Raw genomic sequence first — 17,093 nt, forward strand, 5'->3', positions numbered from 1 at the left:
CGTCGTCATCGGCTAGCGGCGAACTGGTGCGGCAGCGCGGGGCATCACTACCGCGTTGCCGCCCGCGCATTTCGGCGTTCCCCAACGCAGAGATGCGGATTCGACGAGGTGGCGGAATTCTGCGAACCTTGACCACGCGGTCTTGCCGCCAGCGCCACGCACACCGACTCTCCGTCGTCTAACGCCGGCACACGTGAACCACAGCACCCCTGGACAAGATCCGGCGTTATACGATACGTCCACTCACCACGCCGATAACGGCCACCTATGTCGGGTATCGATAACCTGAACACGCAGTCAGAGTCAGCACCAATAGCGCTGCCACACTGGGATATTCATAGCTGCCGAGGTATCGGCAGGCCGCCGGTCCGGTCGCGCTAGACGACGAAGAGCCTCATTCTGCGACATCCAAGCTGTCGAGAACGTGGGGCCGTATGCGTTCCGCAGCCAGAAATCCAGCGCGGGCCGGGCGCCGGGCCAACGCGACCTCTCATCGAGTTGGCAATTTTGCCAAGTTGTGCCATCTCAAATGAGAATTTGCCACGCAGATTGAGAAGTGACACCCTCCACTTTCAACATATAGCGCACCTGGGGGCTTGTGGCAAGACCCCCCTCACGCTCCAGAATCGCTGGGCTGCAACGTAACTGCAGCTGGATCGTCTTGAGGGGGACGCATGACGAATATTGACGTGATCATCGTGGGCGCGGGACCGACCGGCCTGACGCTCGCCACTGAACTCTGCCTGACCGGGATCAAACCGCTTGTCCTGGAACGGCTCACCGACATCCGCGAGGTCGCCAAAGCCGGCGGCATCGGCGGCCAGATCCTCAACCTGCTGCGCTACCGGGAACTCGGTGACCTGCTCGACGACGCTGCCGGCCCGCCCGTCACCGCCAAACTTCCGTTCGGCGGCATCCACGTCGATCTCACTCAGCTGGACGAGTCGCCGATGCAGGTGCAGCGGCTCCCCCAGCCTCAGCTCGAAGCACTCCTGCAGCACTACGCACGCAGCCTCGGCGTCGAGGTCCGGCGCGGCCACGAGGTGACCGGTCTACAGCAGGACGACGACGCTGTGCACCTCGAGGTCCGCGGTCCGGACGGCCCGTACCGCATCAGCGCCCAGTACGTCGTGGGCTGCGACGGCGTGCGCAGCCGGGTGCGGGAGCTGGCCGGAATCGGCTTCCCGGGCATCGTTTACCCCGAGATCCACCGGATGGCCACCGTCACGTGGCCGCGCGAGATCACCGTCCGCGACAACGGCGACTACGACGCGCCGGGCTATGGCCGCCTGCCGTGGGGCTACAGCCAGACCGAGGGCGGCATCTTCGCCATCGCGTCGTCGGAGCCCGGATGGCTGGGCCTGTACACCAGCGAGGCGCCCGATCACGACTACGACGACGACGACCCGATGACGTTGGACGAATTCCGCGCCAGCGTCCGCCGCGTGCTCGGGGTGGATCTCCCGCTCGGCGAACCGCGACGGCTCACCCGGTTCACGTACGCGGCCCGGCACACCGAGCGCTACGTGGCGGGACGGGTGCTGCTGGCCGGTGACACGGCGCATCAGATTCCGACGGGCGGTGTCGCGGTATCGGCCGGGATGCTCGACGGGGTGAACGTGGCCTGGAAGCTCGCCGCGACACTCCGGGGCTGGGCACCGCCCTGCCTGCTCGAGACCTACCACTCCGAACGGCACCTCGCCGGCGAACGCCTGCTGCTGCACGCGCAGGCCCAGGTGTCGTTGCGGCGCGGCTACGACCCCGCAGATGAGGCGCTGCGAAAAGTGTTCAGCGAGCTGCTCTCCGACGCGCCTGCTCTCGCGCGTGTCGGCGCGATGATCGCCGCGTCCGACGTCCGGTATCCGATGCCCGGCGCGGAGTCACACCCGCTGGCCGGGACGTTCGCCTCGCACCTGTCCGACGACGTCGCGGCACCGCTGCGCGCGGCGCGAGCCGTGTTCGTCGGGCCGGCGGAGCTGTGCGATGTCGCGGCGCCGTGGGCGGACCGCGTCGACATCATCAGTCGCCAAACCGACGCTCTGCTGATCCGCCCGGACGCACACATCGCGTGGGCCGGCGCCTCGGATGCGGGGCTGAGGGAGGCGCTGACGTATTGGTTCGGCGATCCGCGATGAGTATTCGCGCCCGCATCGGTCTATCCAATGGACGCAACTTTCAGGAGGCACTATGACCGAGCAGACCGCCCTGCCGCCGGTGGTCGACCAGGACACCTGGCGGACCGCCCTCGACGACCTGCGCCGCCGCGAAAAGGCCGCGACGCGCGAACTCGACGCCATCGCCGCACAACGGCGCCGGCTGCCGATGGTCGAGCTGCCCGAATACACCTTGATCGGCGCCGATGGTCCGACCCGCTTGACCGACATCTTCGACGGCCGGTCGCAACTGATCGTCTACAACCACATGTGGACCGACGGCGCCGAGTGGCAGTGCCCCGGATGCACCGGCTTCACCTCTCAATTCACGCGCCTGGATTTCCTGGCCAACTACGACGCCCGGTTCGTCATCGTCACCAACGGGCCCATCGAGGAAGCCCTGGCCTACAAGGCCAAAGTGGGCAACAAGATGGATTGGTACTCGTCGTCGGAGAGCAGTTTCGGGTCGGACATGGGCGCCCCGCCCGGCGCCGGCTTTGCCGTCAATGTGTTTCTGCGACATGGCGATACGGTCTACCGCACCTGGCATACCGACGGTCGCGGCTGCGAACAGCTGGGCCACAGTTTCGCGTTGATCGACGTTCTGCCCTACGGCCGCCAGGAGCAGTGGCAGGATTCGCCTGAAGGCTGGCCGCAGTCGCCGACGTACTCCAAATGGGCCAGTTCGCAGGACATTGCCCGCGCATACGGAACCAACGGACAGAAGGGACAAAACCGATGACCAGCAGCTCAGTTGCCCAGGAACGCTTCGTCGCCACCCGCACCATCGCCGCGCCGCCCGCCGCGGTCTTCGCGGTGCTGGCCAACCCGGCGCGGCACAAGGAAACCGAGCCCGGGGACTGGGTTCGCGACGCCGTGGACACCGCACCGATCACCGGTACCGGCCAGGTCTTCGCCATGAACATGTACCTGGACCAGGCCGGCGGCGACTACGTCACGTACAACCTGGTGACGGATTTCGAGCCTGATAAGACCGTCGGCTGGGCGACCGGCAGTCTGGACGAGTCGGGACAGCACCTCCCCGGCGGTTGGTGGTGGCGCTACGACCTGGCCCCGAACAGCGACGGCACCGATGTCACCCTCACGTACGACTGGACCGAGACACCGCAGGCCTTCCGCGATCAGATCGGCGGCATGCCGCCGTTCCCGCTCGGGTTCATCGAGGAGTCGCTCGCCGCTCTCGACCGCGCCGTCACCGGCTAAGACGCACGCCACTCCCTCTGCGCGAGAAAATGTTGCACAGCAACGTATTTGTCGCGCAGAGGGCGGGGCGGTCGTCGGCTCGCCGACCCCGGTTTCGACTCGCGGGTGTCACCTGCGTAGCGTGCTGTTCATTGCGTCGGCTCGACGGGGCACCTCCTGTCTGATTTGGTCCTGCGCGTTTCCCGCGTATGCTTGATCCATCGGCGGTACTTCGTCGCGTGGCGGTTCAAAGCCACGCCGTCGCCGATTCGAAGTAGTTTGACCGATTCGCGGTCAAGGCAGGAGCGTCGCAATGACGCCGCAACATGACCGCACGTCCCCAATTCAACGCACGTCGCCGACGCAGACTCCACGATTGCGGTTGAAGCCCAAGGCTCCCCACAGCGGATACGTCGACGGGGCGTGGTGGCCGCACAGCAGCAACCTGAGCACCGAACTGCCCGACCTGTTGGCCGTGCTGTCGGTGCGCCTCGGACGGATCGACCGGGTGCTCTACAACGTGCACGAGTGGTCCTCCGCCCCCACCAAACTCGCGGCAGGCGGACGGCGGGTACGCCTCGACGGTTACCAGCGCCAGCCGATCAACACCGTTGAAGTGGTTGGACTCGACCGCGACCGGATCGTGCTCCTGACGGTGCCCGTCAACACGGACCCGGCAGAAGCCCATTGCGCACTCATGAACGCCGCACAGCCCAACGACCACACGACGGTGTCGGGCATTCTCGCGGCAGCGCAGCACGCGGACTAGCGATTCTTCGCTTCTTGCGCTGAATCACAACAGATTTGGATGCGGACGTTCGCATCCATGTTCAAAAAGAAAGTAGTAGTCACATGACCGAAGGAACCGTGAAGTGGTTCAACGACGCTAAGGGCTTCGGCTTCATCTCCCCCGACGGCGGTGCGCCCGATGTTTTCGTGCACCACACCGAAATCCTGGGCGCCGGCTTCCGCTCGCTCGAGGAGAATCAGCGAGTGAAGTTCGATGTCACCCAGGGCAACAAAGGCCCGCAGGCCGTCGGCGTCACCACGCTCTGATCCCGCGGAAATTCTGGACTGACGCGATCCGCGTCAGTCCAGAACCTTTCCCGAAACACGTTGCCGCCGAGCGGCTGTCAAGATTTCTTCGGCGGTCTCCAGCATCGCGTCCTCGCCGCGACGTGGGTCCACGGACTGACCAGCGGCGCGGCGCAGCACCATGCCGGCGAGCGTGTTGTTGGTCGTGCTGGGCACGATCAACAGGGTCGCGGTGGCGTCACACCCTTCCACGGTCATGATGTGCTGCGCACGTCCACGCCACGCTTGCCAATTGAGGTTCGGCGGATTGTGCAGGGGCGACCAGTTGATGCCGACCTCCACGATCTTCCCGAGACGGTCATCCAGAACCGCTATCAGGCCCGCGAATTCGTCGGCCAGGACTCCCGTGTACGGCCACCAGGCCCCGTCGATTCGGCGACCGAGCGTGTCGGACAGGCACAGCCGAACGGGTTTGTCGACGCGGGTTCGTTGCGCGATGTACGCCATCAGGTCGCCACTACGTGCTGAAGCCGACTGGTGCGCCATCCCATGAAAAGTCCTAACGGTCGGTGCCGCGATCACCCACCGGCAGAATCACGTAGAGACCACGCTGCCAATGACTTCGAGCGGAGCCGCCAAGCAACATCTGACGCGGCTCTACCCATGACGCTACGCCGCATGTGCGGCTGACGCGCCTCGCAACCGTCAGTCGCTGTACTCCGCGGTGCCGTCTTCGAGCACCAGCCGGGCGTTGCTGCCGTCGGCCCCGGCGGCCTCGGTACGGAACACCGCGCGCCCCGGCTCGGTGCGCCACACCGAGGTCGTCAACGTCTCGCCGGGGAACACCGGAGATGTGAAGCGCGCCCCGACGGCCTTGATCTTGGCGGCGTCACCGCCGGCGAGCTCGGCGACCAGGACGCGGCCGGCGACGCCGTAGGTGCACAGGCCGTGCAGGATCGGCTTCGGGAAGCCGGCGAGGGTCTGCGCGAACCACGGGTCGCTGTGCAGCGGGTTTCGGTCGCCGGAGAGCCGGTAGATCAGCGGCTGATCCTCGGTGGTGGGTAGCGCGACGACGGCGTCGGCCGGACGATCTGGGATCTCCGGCGCCGCCGCCCGCTCCCCTGGCTGCCCGCCGAAGCCGCCCTCGCCGCGGATCACCGCGGTCGACCAGGATTCGGCGATCACGTTCCCGCTGTCGTCGGTGGCGGTGCCCTTGAACGTCAGGATGGCGTTCTTGCCCTCGCCCTTGTCCTGGATGTCGACCACCTCGGAGCTGACGTTGAGTCGGCCCGAAGGCGGCAGCGGCGCGTGCAGCCGAATCTGCTGGCTGCCGTGCAGCAGCTTGCCGAAGTTGAAGCTGCCGACCTCCCCGACGGCACCCCAGGCCGGGCAGCAGATCACCGCGTAGGTGGGCAACACCTGCTGGTCGATGCCATGGCTGTTCTCCGTGGTGAACGCCAAATCCTTCGTCCCGCAACCCACTCCGAGCGCATAGAGCAGGGTGTCGCGTTCGGTCCATTCGAAGGGCTGCGGTGCGGTCTTGGCTCCGATGGCATTGGGGTTGATCGGCATTCGGCGGTTCTCCCTCAGAGGTGGGTGTGACAAATTCGGACCATACGCGCTATTGACCTCGGCCCGCGAGAGGGTCACGATGACTCGCATGCGATATGTCGTTACCGGCGGTACCGGGTTTATTGGCCGCCGCGTCGTCAGCCGGATTCTGGCTCAGTACGACGAAGCCGAAGTGTTCGTTCTCGTCCGTCGGGCGTCGTTGGCCCGCTTCGAAGAACTGGCCGCGGACTGGGGTGACCGGGCAAAACCCCTGGTCGGCGACCTCACCTCCGCGGGTCTGGGCCTGGCCGATCTGGCCGATCTGGGTCCGATCGACCACGTGGTGCACTGCGCCGCGATCTATGACATGACCGTCGACGCCGCTACCCAGCAGGCCGCCAACGTCGAAGGCACCCGCGCGGTGATCGAGTTGGCGCGCGGTCTCGGTGCCACGCTGCACCACGTGTCGTCGATCGCGGTGGCCGGCAACTACCGGGGGATTTTCACGGAGGATGACTTCGACGTCTCTCAGGAGCTGCCGACGCCCTACCACCAGACCAAGTTCGAAGCCGAGCAGCTGGTGCGCACCACCCCCGGGCTGCGGCACCGGATCTACCGGCCGGCCGTCGTGGTCGGCGACTCCCAGACCGGCGAGATGGACAAGGTCGACGGGCCGTACTACTTCTTCGGCGTGCTGTCGCGACTGGCGGCGCTGCCGAGGTTCACGCCGATGATGGTGCCCGACACCGGCCGCACCAACATCGTGCCGGTGGACTACGTCGTCGACGCCCTGGTGGCGCTGATGCATGCGGACGGCCGCGACGGTCAGACGTTCCATCTGACGTCTCCGAATCCCATTGGGCTCAAAGACATCTATCGCGGCGTCGCGCGTGAAGCCGGGCTGCCACCGCTGCGCGGCACGTTGCCGAAGGCGACGGCCGCCCCGGTGCTCAAGGCCACTGGGCGGGCCAAGGTCCTGCGCAACATGGCGGCCATCCAGTTGGGCATCCCGGGTGAGGTGCTCGACGTCGTCGATCTGGCGCCGTCGTTCGCCTCCGAAGCCACTGTGGCGGCATTGCAGGGCACCGGCATCGTGCTGCCCGAATTCGCTTCGTACGCACCGAAGCTGTGGCGTTACTGGGCCGAGCACCTGGACCCGGACCGGGCTCGCCGGGACGATCCGCGCGGCCCGCTGGTCGGGCGCAACGTGATCATCACGGGTGCCTCGAGCGGTATCGGCCGGGCCTCGGCCGTCGCGGTCGCCGAGCGCGGTGGGCGGGTGTTCGCCTTGGCCCGTAGCGCTGACGCCCTCGACGAGCTGGTTACGGAGATTCGCCAATTCGGCGGCGAGGCCTACGCTTTCACGTGCGATGTCGCCGACGGCAGTTCGGTGGAGCACACCGTCAAGGACATCCTCGGCCAGTTCGGCCACGTCGACTATCTGGTGAACAACGCCGGCCGCTCGATCCGTCGTTCGGTGGTCAACTCGACCGACCGCTTCCACGACTACGAGCGCGTGATGGCGGTCAACTACTTCGGCGCGGTCCGGATGACGCTGGCTCTGCTGCCGCACTGGCGCGAACGCCGGTTCGGTCACGTGGTCAACGTGTCGAGCGCCGGGGTGCAGGCCAACAGCCCGAAGTACAGCGCGTACCTGCCGAGCAAGGCAGCTCTGGACGCGTTCTCGGAAGTCGTTGGCACCGAGACTCTTTCGGACCACATCACGTTCACCAACATCCACATGCCGTTGGTCCAGACTCCGATGATCGCGCCGTCGAAGCGGCTTAATCCCGTGCCGCCGATCACCGCCGAACACGCGGCGGCGATGGTGGTGCGCGGTTTGGTGGACAAGCCGGCCCGCATCGACACCCCGATGGGCACACTGGGCGATCTCGGAAACTACTTCACGCCCAAGCTGTCTCGCCGCGTGCTGCACCAGTTGTACCTGGGCTACCCGGATTCGGCGGCGGCCCGCGGTGTCACCGAGACCCCGCCGCCGGTTGATCGTCCGGAACGCCCACGCAACCCGCGCCGGCCCAAGCGGCCCCTCGCGGCCGGCAAGGTCCGGGTGCCCCGGCCGGTCAAGACCGCGGTGCGGCTGATCCCGGGTGTGCATTGGTAGGTACCGCACAGACAGCGACACCTGGTCCCAGCAACGGGGCTCGGACCAGGTGTCGCGGTATCGAGGTCAGACCAATTCGTACGCCGGGTCCCGGTGCAGCGTCGAGTCGATGCCCTCTTCCTCCTCTTCCGCCGAGATACGCAGCCCCATCATCTTCTTGATGACAAGCGCGATGACGAGGGCCACCGTGAACGAGTAGGCCAGGACCGACCCCGCGGCGACGGCCTGCTTGAGCAGCAGGTCTGCGCCGCCGCCGTACAGCAGTCCGTTGACGCCGTTGGGCATACCCGAGCTGGCGAAGAAGCCGATCAGCAGCGTGCCGACGATGCCACCGACGAGGTGGACACCGACGACGTCGGTCGAGTCGTCATAGCCGAACTTGTGCTTGAGCCCGATGGCGAACGGGCAGATCACCGCCGGGATGAAGCCGACGAAGATGGCGCCGACCGGGGTGACGGCGCCACACGCGGGAGTGATGGCGACCAGACCGGTGATGGCGCCGGAGGCAGCGCCGATGCCGGTGACGTGGCCGTCCTTGAACTTCTCCACCAGGAGCCAGCCCAGCGTGGCCGCGCACGTCGCGACGAACGACGTGACCATCACGATCGCCGCCGGCTTGCCGGCGGACAGCGCCGATCCACCGTTGAACGCGTACCAACCGGCCCACAGCAGACCTGCACCGAGCAGGATGAGCGGCACGTTGTGGGGCTTACGTGACGACCAGGTGGCCGACCGGCCGAGCACCAGCGCGACCGCGAGCGCGGCCGCGCCCGCGTTGATGTGGACCGCCGTGCCGCCGGCGAAGTCGATGGCGTGCAGCTTGTTGGCGATCCAGCCACCCTTGGCGTCACTCGTGACGACGCCGTCGACCGCGAAAACCCAATGGGCGACCGGGAAATAGACCAGAATCGCCCACGCCGTCGCGAAGGTCATCCAGGCGGCGAACTTCATCCGGTCGGCCGCGGCACCCGAGACGATGGCCACGGTCAGCGCCGCGAAGAGCGCCTGGAACAGCGCGAACAAGCTGACGGGCAGCCCGTTGATGGTGGTCATCGGGTCCAGGAGGTTCTTCATCCCCGCGAATTCGGTGAAGCTCCCGACGAATCCACCGTAGGAAGTACCGAATGTCATCGAGAAGCCGAACAACACCCACAGCACTCCGACGACCGCCACGGCGCCGTACGTCATCATCATCATGTTGGTCGAGCTCTTCACACTGACCATGCCGCCGTAGAACAGGGCCAGCCCAGGGATCATGATCGTGAGCCCAATGATGCAACAGAGCATGAATGCTGTTGTTCCGGTGTCCATTTCGCCTCCTCGCAGGTTCGTGGGCACACGCTATGCCCGTCTCTGCTCAGTAGACAATGTTTTCTTTGCGTAGACGATATGGTGCGGGTAACAAACTTGTGAACGACCTCGTAACGCCGAAGTTACGTAGCTGCTGTTGCAATCCCCAACGCCGCCGTGTCTACTATTAAGAAACGATGATTCCTATCAGTAGTCGGGAGTTGGCATGACGAAGCCCAACACACTTGCGGAATTGGCCGCAGAGGCGGGAACCAAGTTCATCCTCGCGCTCTTCGTCGACCTGAACGGCAAGCCGTGCGCCAAGCTGGTGCCGGTCGAAGCGGTCGACGAACTCGCCGCCGACGGAGTCGGGTTCGCCGGCTACGCGGTCGGCGCGATCGGCCAGGAGCCGAAGGACCCCGATCTGGTCGCCATGCCCGATCCTGCGTCGTTCACGCCGATCCCCTTCGTCAAAGAGGGCCTGGCCCTTGTGCATTGCGATCCGCATGTCAACGGCGAGCCGTGGCCGTTCGCGCCGCGCAACATCCTCAAGGCCATGATCCAGCAGGCCGCCGACGCCGGATTCGAACCGTGGATCGGCGCCGAGGTCGAGTACTTCCTACTCAAGCGGAACGCCGACGGCGCGTTGGTTCCGGCCGATGACCAGGACACCGCGGCCCAACCGTGTTACGACGCCCGCAGTGTCACCCGGATGTACGACCACCTGTCATCGATCAGCACTGCCATCAACGGTCTGGGCTGGGGCAACTATGCCAACGACCACGAGGACGGGTCCGGCCAGTTCGAACAGAACTTCAATTACGCCGAGGCGCTGACCACCTGTGACCGCGTCATCACCCTGCGTTACCTGCTCAACGTGATGGCCGCTGAGCGCGGCATGATCGCCACGTTCATGCCGAAACCGTTCGCGAACAAGACCGGATCCGGCCTGCACATGCACATGTCACTCACCAGTGGCGGCACCCCGGTGTTCCCCACGGAGCCCCACGAGGACGACCGCGGCCTCGCGATGTCCGCGACCGCGTACTCGTTCATCGCCGGCATCCTCGATCACGCATGCGCCATGCAAGCGGTGATCGCGCCAACGGTCAACTCCTACAAGCGAACCGGCGCCATCTCGACGGCGTCGGGTGCGTCCTGGGCGCCGCGCTTTCCGACCTATGGCGGCAACGACCGCACCCACTACGTGCGCGTCCCGGACAGCAGTCGCATCGAAATGCGCGGAGCCGACGGTTCGGCCAACCCGTACCTGGCGGCGGCCGTCGCACTCGCCGCCGGACTGGACGGCATCAAACGGGCCGCCGACCCCGGCGCCCTGGGCACGGGACCCAAACAGGAACGCCTCCCCGCCACCCTGTTGCACGCGATCGAACGCCTGGAGACCGACGAGGTGATGACCGGCGCGCTGGATGCCGCCATCCCGCCCAACACCGATATCCCCAGTGTCGCCGCCTATTTCGCCCGTCTGAAGAAGACCGAGTTCTGGGACTGGCATTCCGCGGTCGGCGCGTGGGAACACGAGCGTTACCTCACCGCTTTCTGAGCACGGCAACAAAACCTCTGTCGGCCAACAACATCGGGCCGCGACGAGAAAGGACCAGTACAACCATGTGCGGAATCGTCGGGTTGCACCTGCGCAACCCCGAGCTCTATCCCAGGCTGGGTGAACTGTTGGCCGGCATGCTGACCGCCATGGAGGCGCGCGGCGCCGACTCCGCGGGGATCGCCGTGTATGGCGACCCCCAGTGGTCACCGCCGGGGCAGAGCACCATCTCGCTGATCGAGGTCGGCGAGTCACGCGAACAGGTCGCGGAAGCACTCGGCGCCCGCCTGGGCGCCGAAATCACCGTCATCGCGCGCGATGTGACGTATCTGGTGTCGGCGTCCACGACACCCGAGGCACTACTCGCGGCGGCCAAGGCGGTGTACCCGCATGCCCTCGTCGGGGGATTCGGCACCGATGTGGCGGTGCTCAAGGGCGTCGGCACGCCCACCTCGCTGGTCGGGAATTGGGGGCTGGCCGGTGCACAGGGCTGGCAGGGCGTCGGTCATACCCGGATGGCCACCGAATCGGCGGTGACGCCCAGTGGGGCACATCCGTACGCGGTGGGCCCGGATCAGTGCCTGGTGCACAACGGTTCGTTCGCCAACCATGCCGGTATCCGGCGCGACCTGCGCGCCGCCGGCGTCGAATTCGATTCCGAGAACGACACCGAGGTCGGTGCCCGCTTCGTGGCCCACGAGCTGGCCGCGGGCTCCGATGTCGAGCAGGCACTGACCGATCTGACAACAACATTCGACGGCTTCTACACGCTGCTGGTCTCGAACAGCGACAGCTTCGCCATCGTGCGCGACGCCATCGCGTGCAAGCCCGCGGTGATCGCCGAAACCACGGACTGGGTGGCCATGGCATCGGAATTCCGCGCCCTGGCGCATCTTCCGGGGATCGAGGACGCCCGCATCTGGGAGCCCGAACCCGAAGTGGTCTACGCCTGGAGCCGAGAGGCGGTGCCGGCATGAGCGACGCACCAACAACTTTCGACCTTTCGGCCGTGAGTCTGCGTGACGTGAATGCGGCCCTGCACGCCGACGGCATCGACGGCCAGTTCGTCATCACCAATCCCCAGGGCGCCCACAACGTCGCCGTCGGGGTCAACTCGCCGGTCGAGATCACGGTCCACGGCCACGTCGGTTACTACGCCGCCGGCATGAACCAGAAGGCCGAGATCACCGTCAACGGCAATGCCGGACAAGGTCTGGCCGAGAACATGATGAGCGGTGTCGTCCACGTCACCGGCGACGCATCGCAATCGGCGGGCGCCACGGGGCGTGGCGGCCTGCTCGTCATCGACGGCAATGCCGCCGCCCGGTGCGGCATCTCGCTGAAGGGGCTGGACATCGTCGTCGGTGGCTCGGTGGGCCATATGAGCGCGTTCATGGCGCAGAAGGGCCGCATCGTCATCCGCGGTGATGCCGGTGACGCCCTCGGTGACTCGATCTACGAGGCCCGGCTGTACGTCCGAGGAGAAGTGAAATCCCTTGGTGCGGACTGCATCGAGAAGCCGATGGAGGCCGAACACCTCGAGGAGCTCGCGGGCCTGCTCAAGGCGGCCGGCTACGACGACGACCCGGCCACGTACCGGCGCTACGGCTCGGCACGCAACCTCTATCACTTCCAAGTACACAACTCCTACTGATTGAGGCCAGCTCATGACCTTCTCGGCAGACGACCGCGCCAACCGCGGTCTACGTGAGTCCGCGACCTTCGACCGCGCCACCATCGCCGCCATCCACCGGGCAGCGGAGACCGGCATCTACGACATCCGCGGCTGGGGCGCCAAGCGCGCACTCCCCCACTTCGACGACCTCCTCTTCCTCGGCGCCTCGATGTCGCGCTACCCCCTCGAGGGCTATCGGGAGAAGTGCGGTACCGACGTGGTGCTGGGCGCACGGAATGCCAAATACCCACTGCACCTGGATATCCCGGTCACCATCGCCGGCATGTCGTTCGGGGCGCTGTCCGGACGGGCCAAGGAGGCGCTCGGGCGCGGTGCCTCAGAAGTGGGTACGTCCACCACCACAGGCGACGGCGGCATGACGCCTGAGGAACGCGGCCACTCCAAACACCTTGTCTACCAATACCTGCCGAACCGGTACGGGATGAATCCGGATGACCTACGCCGCGCCGACGCCATCGAGGTGGTGCTCGGCCAGGGCGCAAAGCCCGGCGGTGGCGGAATGCTGTTGGGCCAGAAGGTCTCCGAACGCGTCGCCGGGATGCGCGATCTGCCGCAGGGCATCGACCAGCGCTCGGCGTCGCGGCACCCCGACTGGACCGGCCCCGATGACCTGACCATCAAGATCAACGAGCTCCGTGAGATCACCGACTGGGAGAAGCCGATCTACGTGAAGGTCGGCGCGTCGCGCACGTACTACGACGTCAAACTCGCGGTACACGCCGGCGCGGACGTCGTGGTGGTCGACGGGATGCAGGGCGGCACCGCGGCCACCCAGGAGGTCTTCATCGAACACGTCGGCATCCCGACCCTGGCCGCGGTACCGCAAGCGGTGCAGGCCCTGCAGGAGCTCGGCGTGCACCGCAAGCCCGACGGCGTGCAATTGATCGTCTCGGGCGGTATCCGCACCGGCGCCGACGTCGCGAAAGCGCTGGCGCTCGGCGCCGACGCCGTCGCGATCGGCACCGCCGCACTGATCGCGCTCGGCGACAACCACCCCAGGTACGAGGCCGCGTACGCCCAACTCGGCTCGGCGGCAGGCTTTTTCGACGATTTCCAGGATGGCCAGGACCCGGCCGGCATCACGACGCAGGACCCGGTGCTGCAGCAGGCACTGGATCCGGTCGACGGCGGCCGCCGCGTCGCCAACTACCTGCGGGTGCTGACCATGGAGGCACAGACCATCGCACGCGCCTGCGGCAAGGCGCACGTCACCCACCTGGAGCCCGAAGACATGGTCGCCGTGTCCATCGAAGCCGCCGCCATGGCACGGGTGCCGCTGGCCGGGACGTCGTGGATTCCGGGCCACTCCGCGGCAGGTGGTTTCTGATGGCGTCGAAAGCCGTGATCATCGGCGGCGGCCTCATCGGTCTGTCCATCGCGAACTCCCTCACCCAGCGCGGGCTCACGGATGTCCTTGTGCTGGAACGGCATCAGCTGGCCAGCGGCGGAACCGGAAAATCATCGGGCATCGTTCGCGCCCACTACGGTGTGCCATCGATCGCCGCAATGGCCTGGCGCAGCCTGCCGGTGATCGAACAGATGGGAGACGCCGTCGGGTTCCGTCAGGTCGGCTACGCGGTGCTGGTCGGTGAGGACAACGTCGATGCGCTGAGTGCGAACACGGCCATGCACCAATCGCTGGGCGTCGAGGTCGAACTGATCGACACCGACACCCTGCAGAAGCTGTGGCCGATGCTCGAAACCTCCGATGTGGCACTGGCCTCCTACGAGCCACGTGGCGGATTCGCCGACGCCACCCAGCTGGCACTGCACTTCGGACAGACGGCCCGCGCGGCGGGCGCCAGGATTCGGCAGAACACGCCCGTCGCCCGCGTCGTGACAGCCGGCGACAAGGTCACCGGGGTCATGCTGGAGAACGGTGACCTCATCGACGCCGATCTGGTGATCGTGGCCAACGGCTGGTGGTCGGCAAAGCTGTTGGCCGCCATGGGCATCGACTTTCCCATCGAGGCGTATCGATCGGAACTGCTGATCGTCGACGCCGGCACACCACTGCCGGACCTGCCGGTGATCTCCGACCTGATCAGCCTGCAGTACTGCCGCGTCGAAGGCTCCGGCCAGTTCCTGGTCGGCAACAGCGACCACGCTGACTTTCAGAAGAAGTTCGTCGACCCGGACAACTACTCGAATGTCGCGGCTGAGGCATCCGTCCTGGCCTACGGCGAGAAGGTGATGCACCGGTTCCCCGGCTTCCCCGAGCCGGCGGTGACCCACACGTACGCCGGCGTGTATGACGTTCCGCCGGACTGGAATCCGGTGATCGCGCCGATCGGCGGGGTCGACGGGTTGCTCCTGGCGGCCGGTTTCGCCGGCCACGGATTCAAGATCAGCCCGGCGGTCGGCGAGCTGGTTGCGGACCTGGTGTTCGAGGGTGACAGCACCGATCCCGACATCCCGGCCACGGACTTCCGGCTGGAACGGTTCGCCGAAGGCAAGCCGCTCAACAGCCTGCACCCGTACGTCGGTGCGGGCGAGATGCGCTGATCACGTCACCCTGAATCTCTCTGTCAAGAAGGATCTTTCATGCCTGACACCGTCACCTCGTTGCTTGCCGAGATCGCCGGCACCGGCGTCGACAACCAGCGCGGCGGCTACACCCGGCCCGTCTATTCGACCGCCGAGCTCGACCTGCGGTCGTGGTTTATCGCGCACGCGGCGAAGCGCGGCCTGGACATCGAGACCGACCGCAACGGGATCATCTGGGCCTGGTCGGGCGGCGTCGGGGACGACGCCGTCGTCACCGGCAGTCACCTGGATTCCGTGCCCGGCGGCGGCGCCTACGACGGGCCGCTCGGGGTGGCGTCGGCGTTGGTCGCCTTCGATCTACTGGCCGCCCGCGGTGTCGGCGGGCGGCGGGCCATCGCGGTGTTCCCCGAGGAGGAGGGTTCCCGGTTCGGCGTCGCGTGCCTGGGCTCGCGGCTGCTGACCGGAGCGATCGACCCGGACCGGGCCCGATCACTGACCGACAGCAGCGGAACCACATTCGCCGAGGCAAGTCGTTGCGCCGGAATCGATCCGGCGCATCTCGGGCCCGACCCCGAGTCGCTCGGGCGGATCAGAACATTCATCGAACTCCACGTCGAACAGGGCCGCGGGCTGATCGACCTGGGCAGGCCGGTGGCCGTCGCGTCGTCCATCCTCGGCCACGGCCGGTGGCGGCTGTCGTTCACCGGCGAGGGCAACCACGCCGGCACGACGCTCATGGCGGACCGGGCCGACCCCATGGTGGCCGCCGCCCGGCTGATCACGGCAGTCCAGACACAGGCGCGGGCCATCAACGGCGCTCGCGCCACCGTCGGCCGGATCGTCCCGGTGCCCGGTGGTACCAACGTCATCGCCTCCCGCGTGGACCTCTGGCTGGACGTACGTCACCCAGAGGACGCGGTGACCAAGTTCCTGGTGCACGAGATCGCGGAGGCCGCCAACGCCGCCGCCCTCGGCGAAGGCTGCAGTGTCACCATGACCGAGGAATCATTCAGCGCCACTGTTGATTTCGATTCATCGTTGCGTGACGGGTTGAGCGCCACGCTCGATGACGCACCGATACTGGGCACCGGCGCGGGGCATGATGCCGGGGTCTTGAAGGACCATGTGAGCACCGCAATGTTGTTCGTGCGCAACCCAACCGGCGTCTCCCACGCGCCCTCCGAAGCTGTCGAGAGCACCGACGCCGAGGCCGGCTCGGTCGCCCTGGCCGACAGCCTGCAGCATCTCCTCCAGACCCAGTCGGCGCGGACGGATCCCAACGCGCGTCGTCTACTGACAGTGGACGTTGATGCGTTACGGTTGACAGGTGGAGAACGACGAAACGCTACTTCGCAATGCGGGCACCACCCGTAACCGACGGCCCGACGACAAGGTCGAAGAACTCGAGCTCGAGGTCGCCATCGCGCGCAATGTTCGTCAGCTGCGCCACAATTCGGGTCTGTCGGTCGGCGAGATGGCGGCCCGCATCGGCATCTCCAAGGCCATGCTCTCCAAGGTGGAGAACGCCCAGACATCCTGCTCGCTGAGCACCCTTGCGCTGCTGTCGAAGGGTTTCGACGTACCGGTGACATACCTGTTCCGCGGCGCCGACACCGAACGGCCCGCGTCGTTCGTCAAAGCCGGCAAGGGCACCCCGATCGTCCGCAGCGGCTCACAGGCCGGCCACGAATACGAACTGCTGGGCGGGCTGCGCGGCGAGCACAAGCGCCTGGAATGCCTGATGGTGACGCTCAACGAGGACAGTGAGGTCTACCCGCTGTTCCAGCATCCCGGGACCGAATTCATCTACATGCTCGACGGCGTCATGGACTACGGCCATGGCCATTCCGAGTACCGGCTCGAGCCCGGCGATTCACTGCAGTTCGACGGCGAGGGCGTCCACGGACCGACCCGGCTGATCCGGCTGCCGATCCGTTTTGTGTCGGTCATCGCATTCCCCGATGGCGCGATATAGATAACAGTCCCTGAGCC

Annotated in this window: 16 protein-coding genes; 13 read left to right on the plus strand and 3 right to left on the minus strand. The window is 66.4% G+C overall.

Going from position 1 to position 17,093, the window contains the following annotated elements; genetic code table 11:
- The first annotated feature begins 674 nt into the window (after nucleotides 1–674).
- The 5 genes from H289_RS0119255 to H289_RS0119275 all read left to right on the plus strand — a co-directional run bounded on the left by H289_RS0119255 (nucleotide 675) and on the right by H289_RS0119275 (nucleotide 4,412).
- On the plus strand, nucleotides 675–2,135 hold the full coding sequence (locus H289_RS0119255; protein ID WP_029105457.1) for an FAD-dependent monooxygenase: 1,461 nt from the start codon (nucleotides 675–677) through the stop codon (nucleotides 2,133–2,135).
- A gap of 52 nt (nucleotides 2,136–2,187) precedes the next feature.
- Nucleotides 2,188–2,895 (plus strand): DUF899 family protein, encoded by a 708-nt coding sequence (locus H289_RS0119260; RefSeq protein WP_020102452.1) that lies wholly within the window; start codon nucleotides 2,188–2,190, stop codon nucleotides 2,893–2,895.
- Entirely contained in the window at nucleotides 2,892–3,377 is a 486-nt protein-coding gene (locus H289_RS0119265) for an SRPBCC family protein (RefSeq protein WP_020102453.1), read from the plus strand. Before H289_RS0119260 ends, H289_RS0119265 begins: the two co-directional genes overlap by 4 nt.
- Before the next feature lie 292 nt (nucleotides 3,378–3,669).
- On the plus strand, nucleotides 3,670–4,125 hold the full coding sequence (locus tag H289_RS0119270; protein WP_029105458.1) for a DUF5994 family protein: 456 nt from the start codon (nucleotides 3,670–3,672) through the stop codon (nucleotides 4,123–4,125).
- Between the two features lie 83 nt (nucleotides 4,126–4,208).
- Nucleotides 4,209–4,412, plus strand: coding sequence for a cold-shock protein (locus H289_RS0119275; protein ID WP_020102455.1), 204 nt, complete (start codon nucleotides 4,209–4,211; stop codon nucleotides 4,410–4,412).
- 33 nt (nucleotides 4,413–4,445) lie between these two features.
- Here the strand turns inward: H289_RS0119275 and H289_RS0119280 are convergent, their stop codons facing one another.
- Together H289_RS0119280 and H289_RS0119285 are read right to left on the minus strand one after the other, a co-directional pair.
- The gene (locus tag H289_RS0119280) at nucleotides 4,446–4,937 is read right to left on the minus strand and encodes a DUF5994 family protein (RefSeq protein ID WP_231388079.1); all 492 of its coding nucleotides are present in this window, start codon (nucleotides 4,935–4,937) and stop codon (nucleotides 4,446–4,448) included.
- Nucleotides 4,938–5,096: 159 nt separating this feature from the next.
- The gene (locus H289_RS0119285) at nucleotides 5,097–5,963 is read right to left on the minus strand and encodes a MaoC family dehydratase (protein WP_020102457.1); all 867 of its coding nucleotides are present in this window, start codon (nucleotides 5,961–5,963) and stop codon (nucleotides 5,097–5,099) included.
- An 88-nt stretch (nucleotides 5,964–6,051) separates the two neighbouring features.
- Between H289_RS0119285 and H289_RS0119290 the strand changes: the two genes are divergently transcribed.
- Nucleotides 6,052–8,064 carry an SDR family oxidoreductase gene (locus H289_RS0119290; RefSeq protein WP_020102458.1) on the plus strand — a complete coding sequence of 671 codons (2,013 nt, stop codon included), beginning with the start codon at nucleotides 6,052–6,054 and terminating at the stop codon, nucleotides 8,062–8,064.
- A gap of 66 nt (nucleotides 8,065–8,130) precedes the next feature.
- On the opposite strand, the gene H289_RS0119295 is transcribed toward H289_RS0119290, so the two are convergent.
- Nucleotides 8,131–9,375 (minus strand): ammonium transporter, encoded by a 1,245-nt coding sequence (locus tag H289_RS0119295; protein WP_029105459.1) that lies wholly within the window; start codon nucleotides 9,373–9,375, stop codon nucleotides 8,131–8,133.
- 205 nt (nucleotides 9,376–9,580) lie between these two features.
- Between H289_RS0119295 and glnT the strand changes: the two genes are divergently transcribed.
- The 7 genes from glnT to H289_RS0119330 all read left to right on the plus strand — a co-directional run bounded on the left by glnT (nucleotide 9,581) and on the right by H289_RS0119330 (nucleotide 17,076).
- Nucleotides 9,581–10,918: a type III glutamate--ammonia ligase gene (gene glnT / locus H289_RS0119300; protein ID WP_020102460.1), complete on the plus strand. Its 1,338-nt coding sequence runs from the start codon at nucleotides 9,581–9,583 to the stop codon at nucleotides 10,916–10,918.
- 65 nt (nucleotides 10,919–10,983) lie between these two features.
- A complete protein-coding gene (locus tag H289_RS0119305) occupies nucleotides 10,984–11,895 on the plus strand; it encodes a class II glutamine amidotransferase domain-containing protein (RefSeq protein ID WP_020102461.1) in 912 nt (303 codons plus the stop codon).
- Nucleotides 11,892–12,572, plus strand: a complete 681-nt coding sequence (locus H289_RS0119310; protein WP_029105460.1) for a protein glxC — start codon at nucleotides 11,892–11,894, stop codon at nucleotides 12,570–12,572. Before H289_RS0119305 ends, H289_RS0119310 begins: the two co-directional genes overlap by 4 nt.
- Nucleotides 12,573–12,585: 13 nt before the next feature.
- Nucleotides 12,586–13,941 (plus strand): FMN-binding glutamate synthase family protein, encoded by a 1,356-nt coding sequence (locus H289_RS0119315; protein ID WP_020102463.1) that lies wholly within the window; start codon nucleotides 12,586–12,588, stop codon nucleotides 13,939–13,941.
- Entirely contained in the window at nucleotides 13,941–15,119 is a 1,179-nt protein-coding gene (locus H289_RS0119320) for an NAD(P)/FAD-dependent oxidoreductase (protein ID WP_020102464.1), read from the plus strand. Before H289_RS0119315 ends, H289_RS0119320 begins: the two co-directional genes overlap by 1 nt.
- A 39-nt stretch (nucleotides 15,120–15,158) precedes the next feature.
- On the plus strand, nucleotides 15,159–16,475 hold the full coding sequence (locus H289_RS30855; protein WP_020102465.1) for an allantoate amidohydrolase: 1,317 nt from the start codon (nucleotides 15,159–15,161) through the stop codon (nucleotides 16,473–16,475).
- The gene (locus H289_RS0119330; RefSeq protein ID WP_020102466.1) at nucleotides 16,429–17,076 is read left to right on the plus strand and encodes a helix-turn-helix domain-containing protein; all 648 of its coding nucleotides are present in this window, start codon (nucleotides 16,429–16,431) and stop codon (nucleotides 17,074–17,076) included. Before H289_RS30855 ends, H289_RS0119330 begins: the two co-directional genes overlap by 47 nt.
- Nucleotides 17,077–17,093: the final 17 nt, after the last annotated feature.

Source organism: Mycobacterium sp. 360MFTsu5.1 (assembly GCF_000383495.1).
Lineage (GTDB): Bacteria > Actinomycetota > Actinomycetes > Mycobacteriales > Mycobacteriaceae > Mycobacterium > Mycobacterium mucogenicum_B.

Coding starts and splice junctions, on each gene's coding strand:
- H289_RS0119255 (WP_029105457.1), top strand. CDS start 675: ATGACGAATATTGACGTGATCATCGTGGGCGCGGGACCGACCGGCCTG.
- H289_RS0119260 (WP_020102452.1), top strand. CDS start 2,188: ATGACCGAGCAGACCGCCCTGCCGCCGGTGGTCGACCAGGACACCTGG.
- H289_RS0119265 (WP_020102453.1), top strand. CDS start 2,892: ATGACCAGCAGCTCAGTTGCCCAGGAACGCTTCGTCGCCACCCGCACC.
- H289_RS0119270 (WP_029105458.1), top strand. CDS start 3,670: ATGACGCCGCAACATGACCGCACGTCCCCAATTCAACGCACGTCGCCG.
- H289_RS0119275 (WP_020102455.1), top strand. CDS start 4,209: ATGACCGAAGGAACCGTGAAGTGGTTCAACGACGCTAAGGGCTTCGGC.
- H289_RS0119280 (WP_231388079.1), bottom strand. CDS start 4,937: ATGGCGCACCAGTCGGCTTCAGCACGTAGTGGCGACCTGATGGCGTAC.
- H289_RS0119285 (WP_020102457.1), bottom strand. CDS start 5,963: ATGCCGATCAACCCCAATGCCATCGGAGCCAAGACCGCACCGCAGCCC.
- H289_RS0119290 (WP_020102458.1), top strand. CDS start 6,052: ATGCGATATGTCGTTACCGGCGGTACCGGGTTTATTGGCCGCCGCGTC.
- H289_RS0119295 (WP_029105459.1), bottom strand. CDS start 9,375: ATGGACACCGGAACAACAGCATTCATGCTCTGTTGCATCATTGGGCTC.
- glnT (WP_020102460.1), top strand. CDS start 9,581: ATGACGAAGCCCAACACACTTGCGGAATTGGCCGCAGAGGCGGGAACC.
- H289_RS0119305 (WP_020102461.1), top strand. CDS start 10,984: ATGTGCGGAATCGTCGGGTTGCACCTGCGCAACCCCGAGCTCTATCCC.
- H289_RS0119310 (WP_029105460.1), top strand. CDS start 11,892: ATGAGCGACGCACCAACAACTTTCGACCTTTCGGCCGTGAGTCTGCGT.
- H289_RS0119315 (WP_020102463.1), top strand. CDS start 12,586: ATGACCTTCTCGGCAGACGACCGCGCCAACCGCGGTCTACGTGAGTCC.
- H289_RS0119320 (WP_020102464.1), top strand. CDS start 13,941: ATGGCGTCGAAAGCCGTGATCATCGGCGGCGGCCTCATCGGTCTGTCC.
- H289_RS30855 (WP_020102465.1), top strand. CDS start 15,159: ATGCCTGACACCGTCACCTCGTTGCTTGCCGAGATCGCCGGCACCGGC.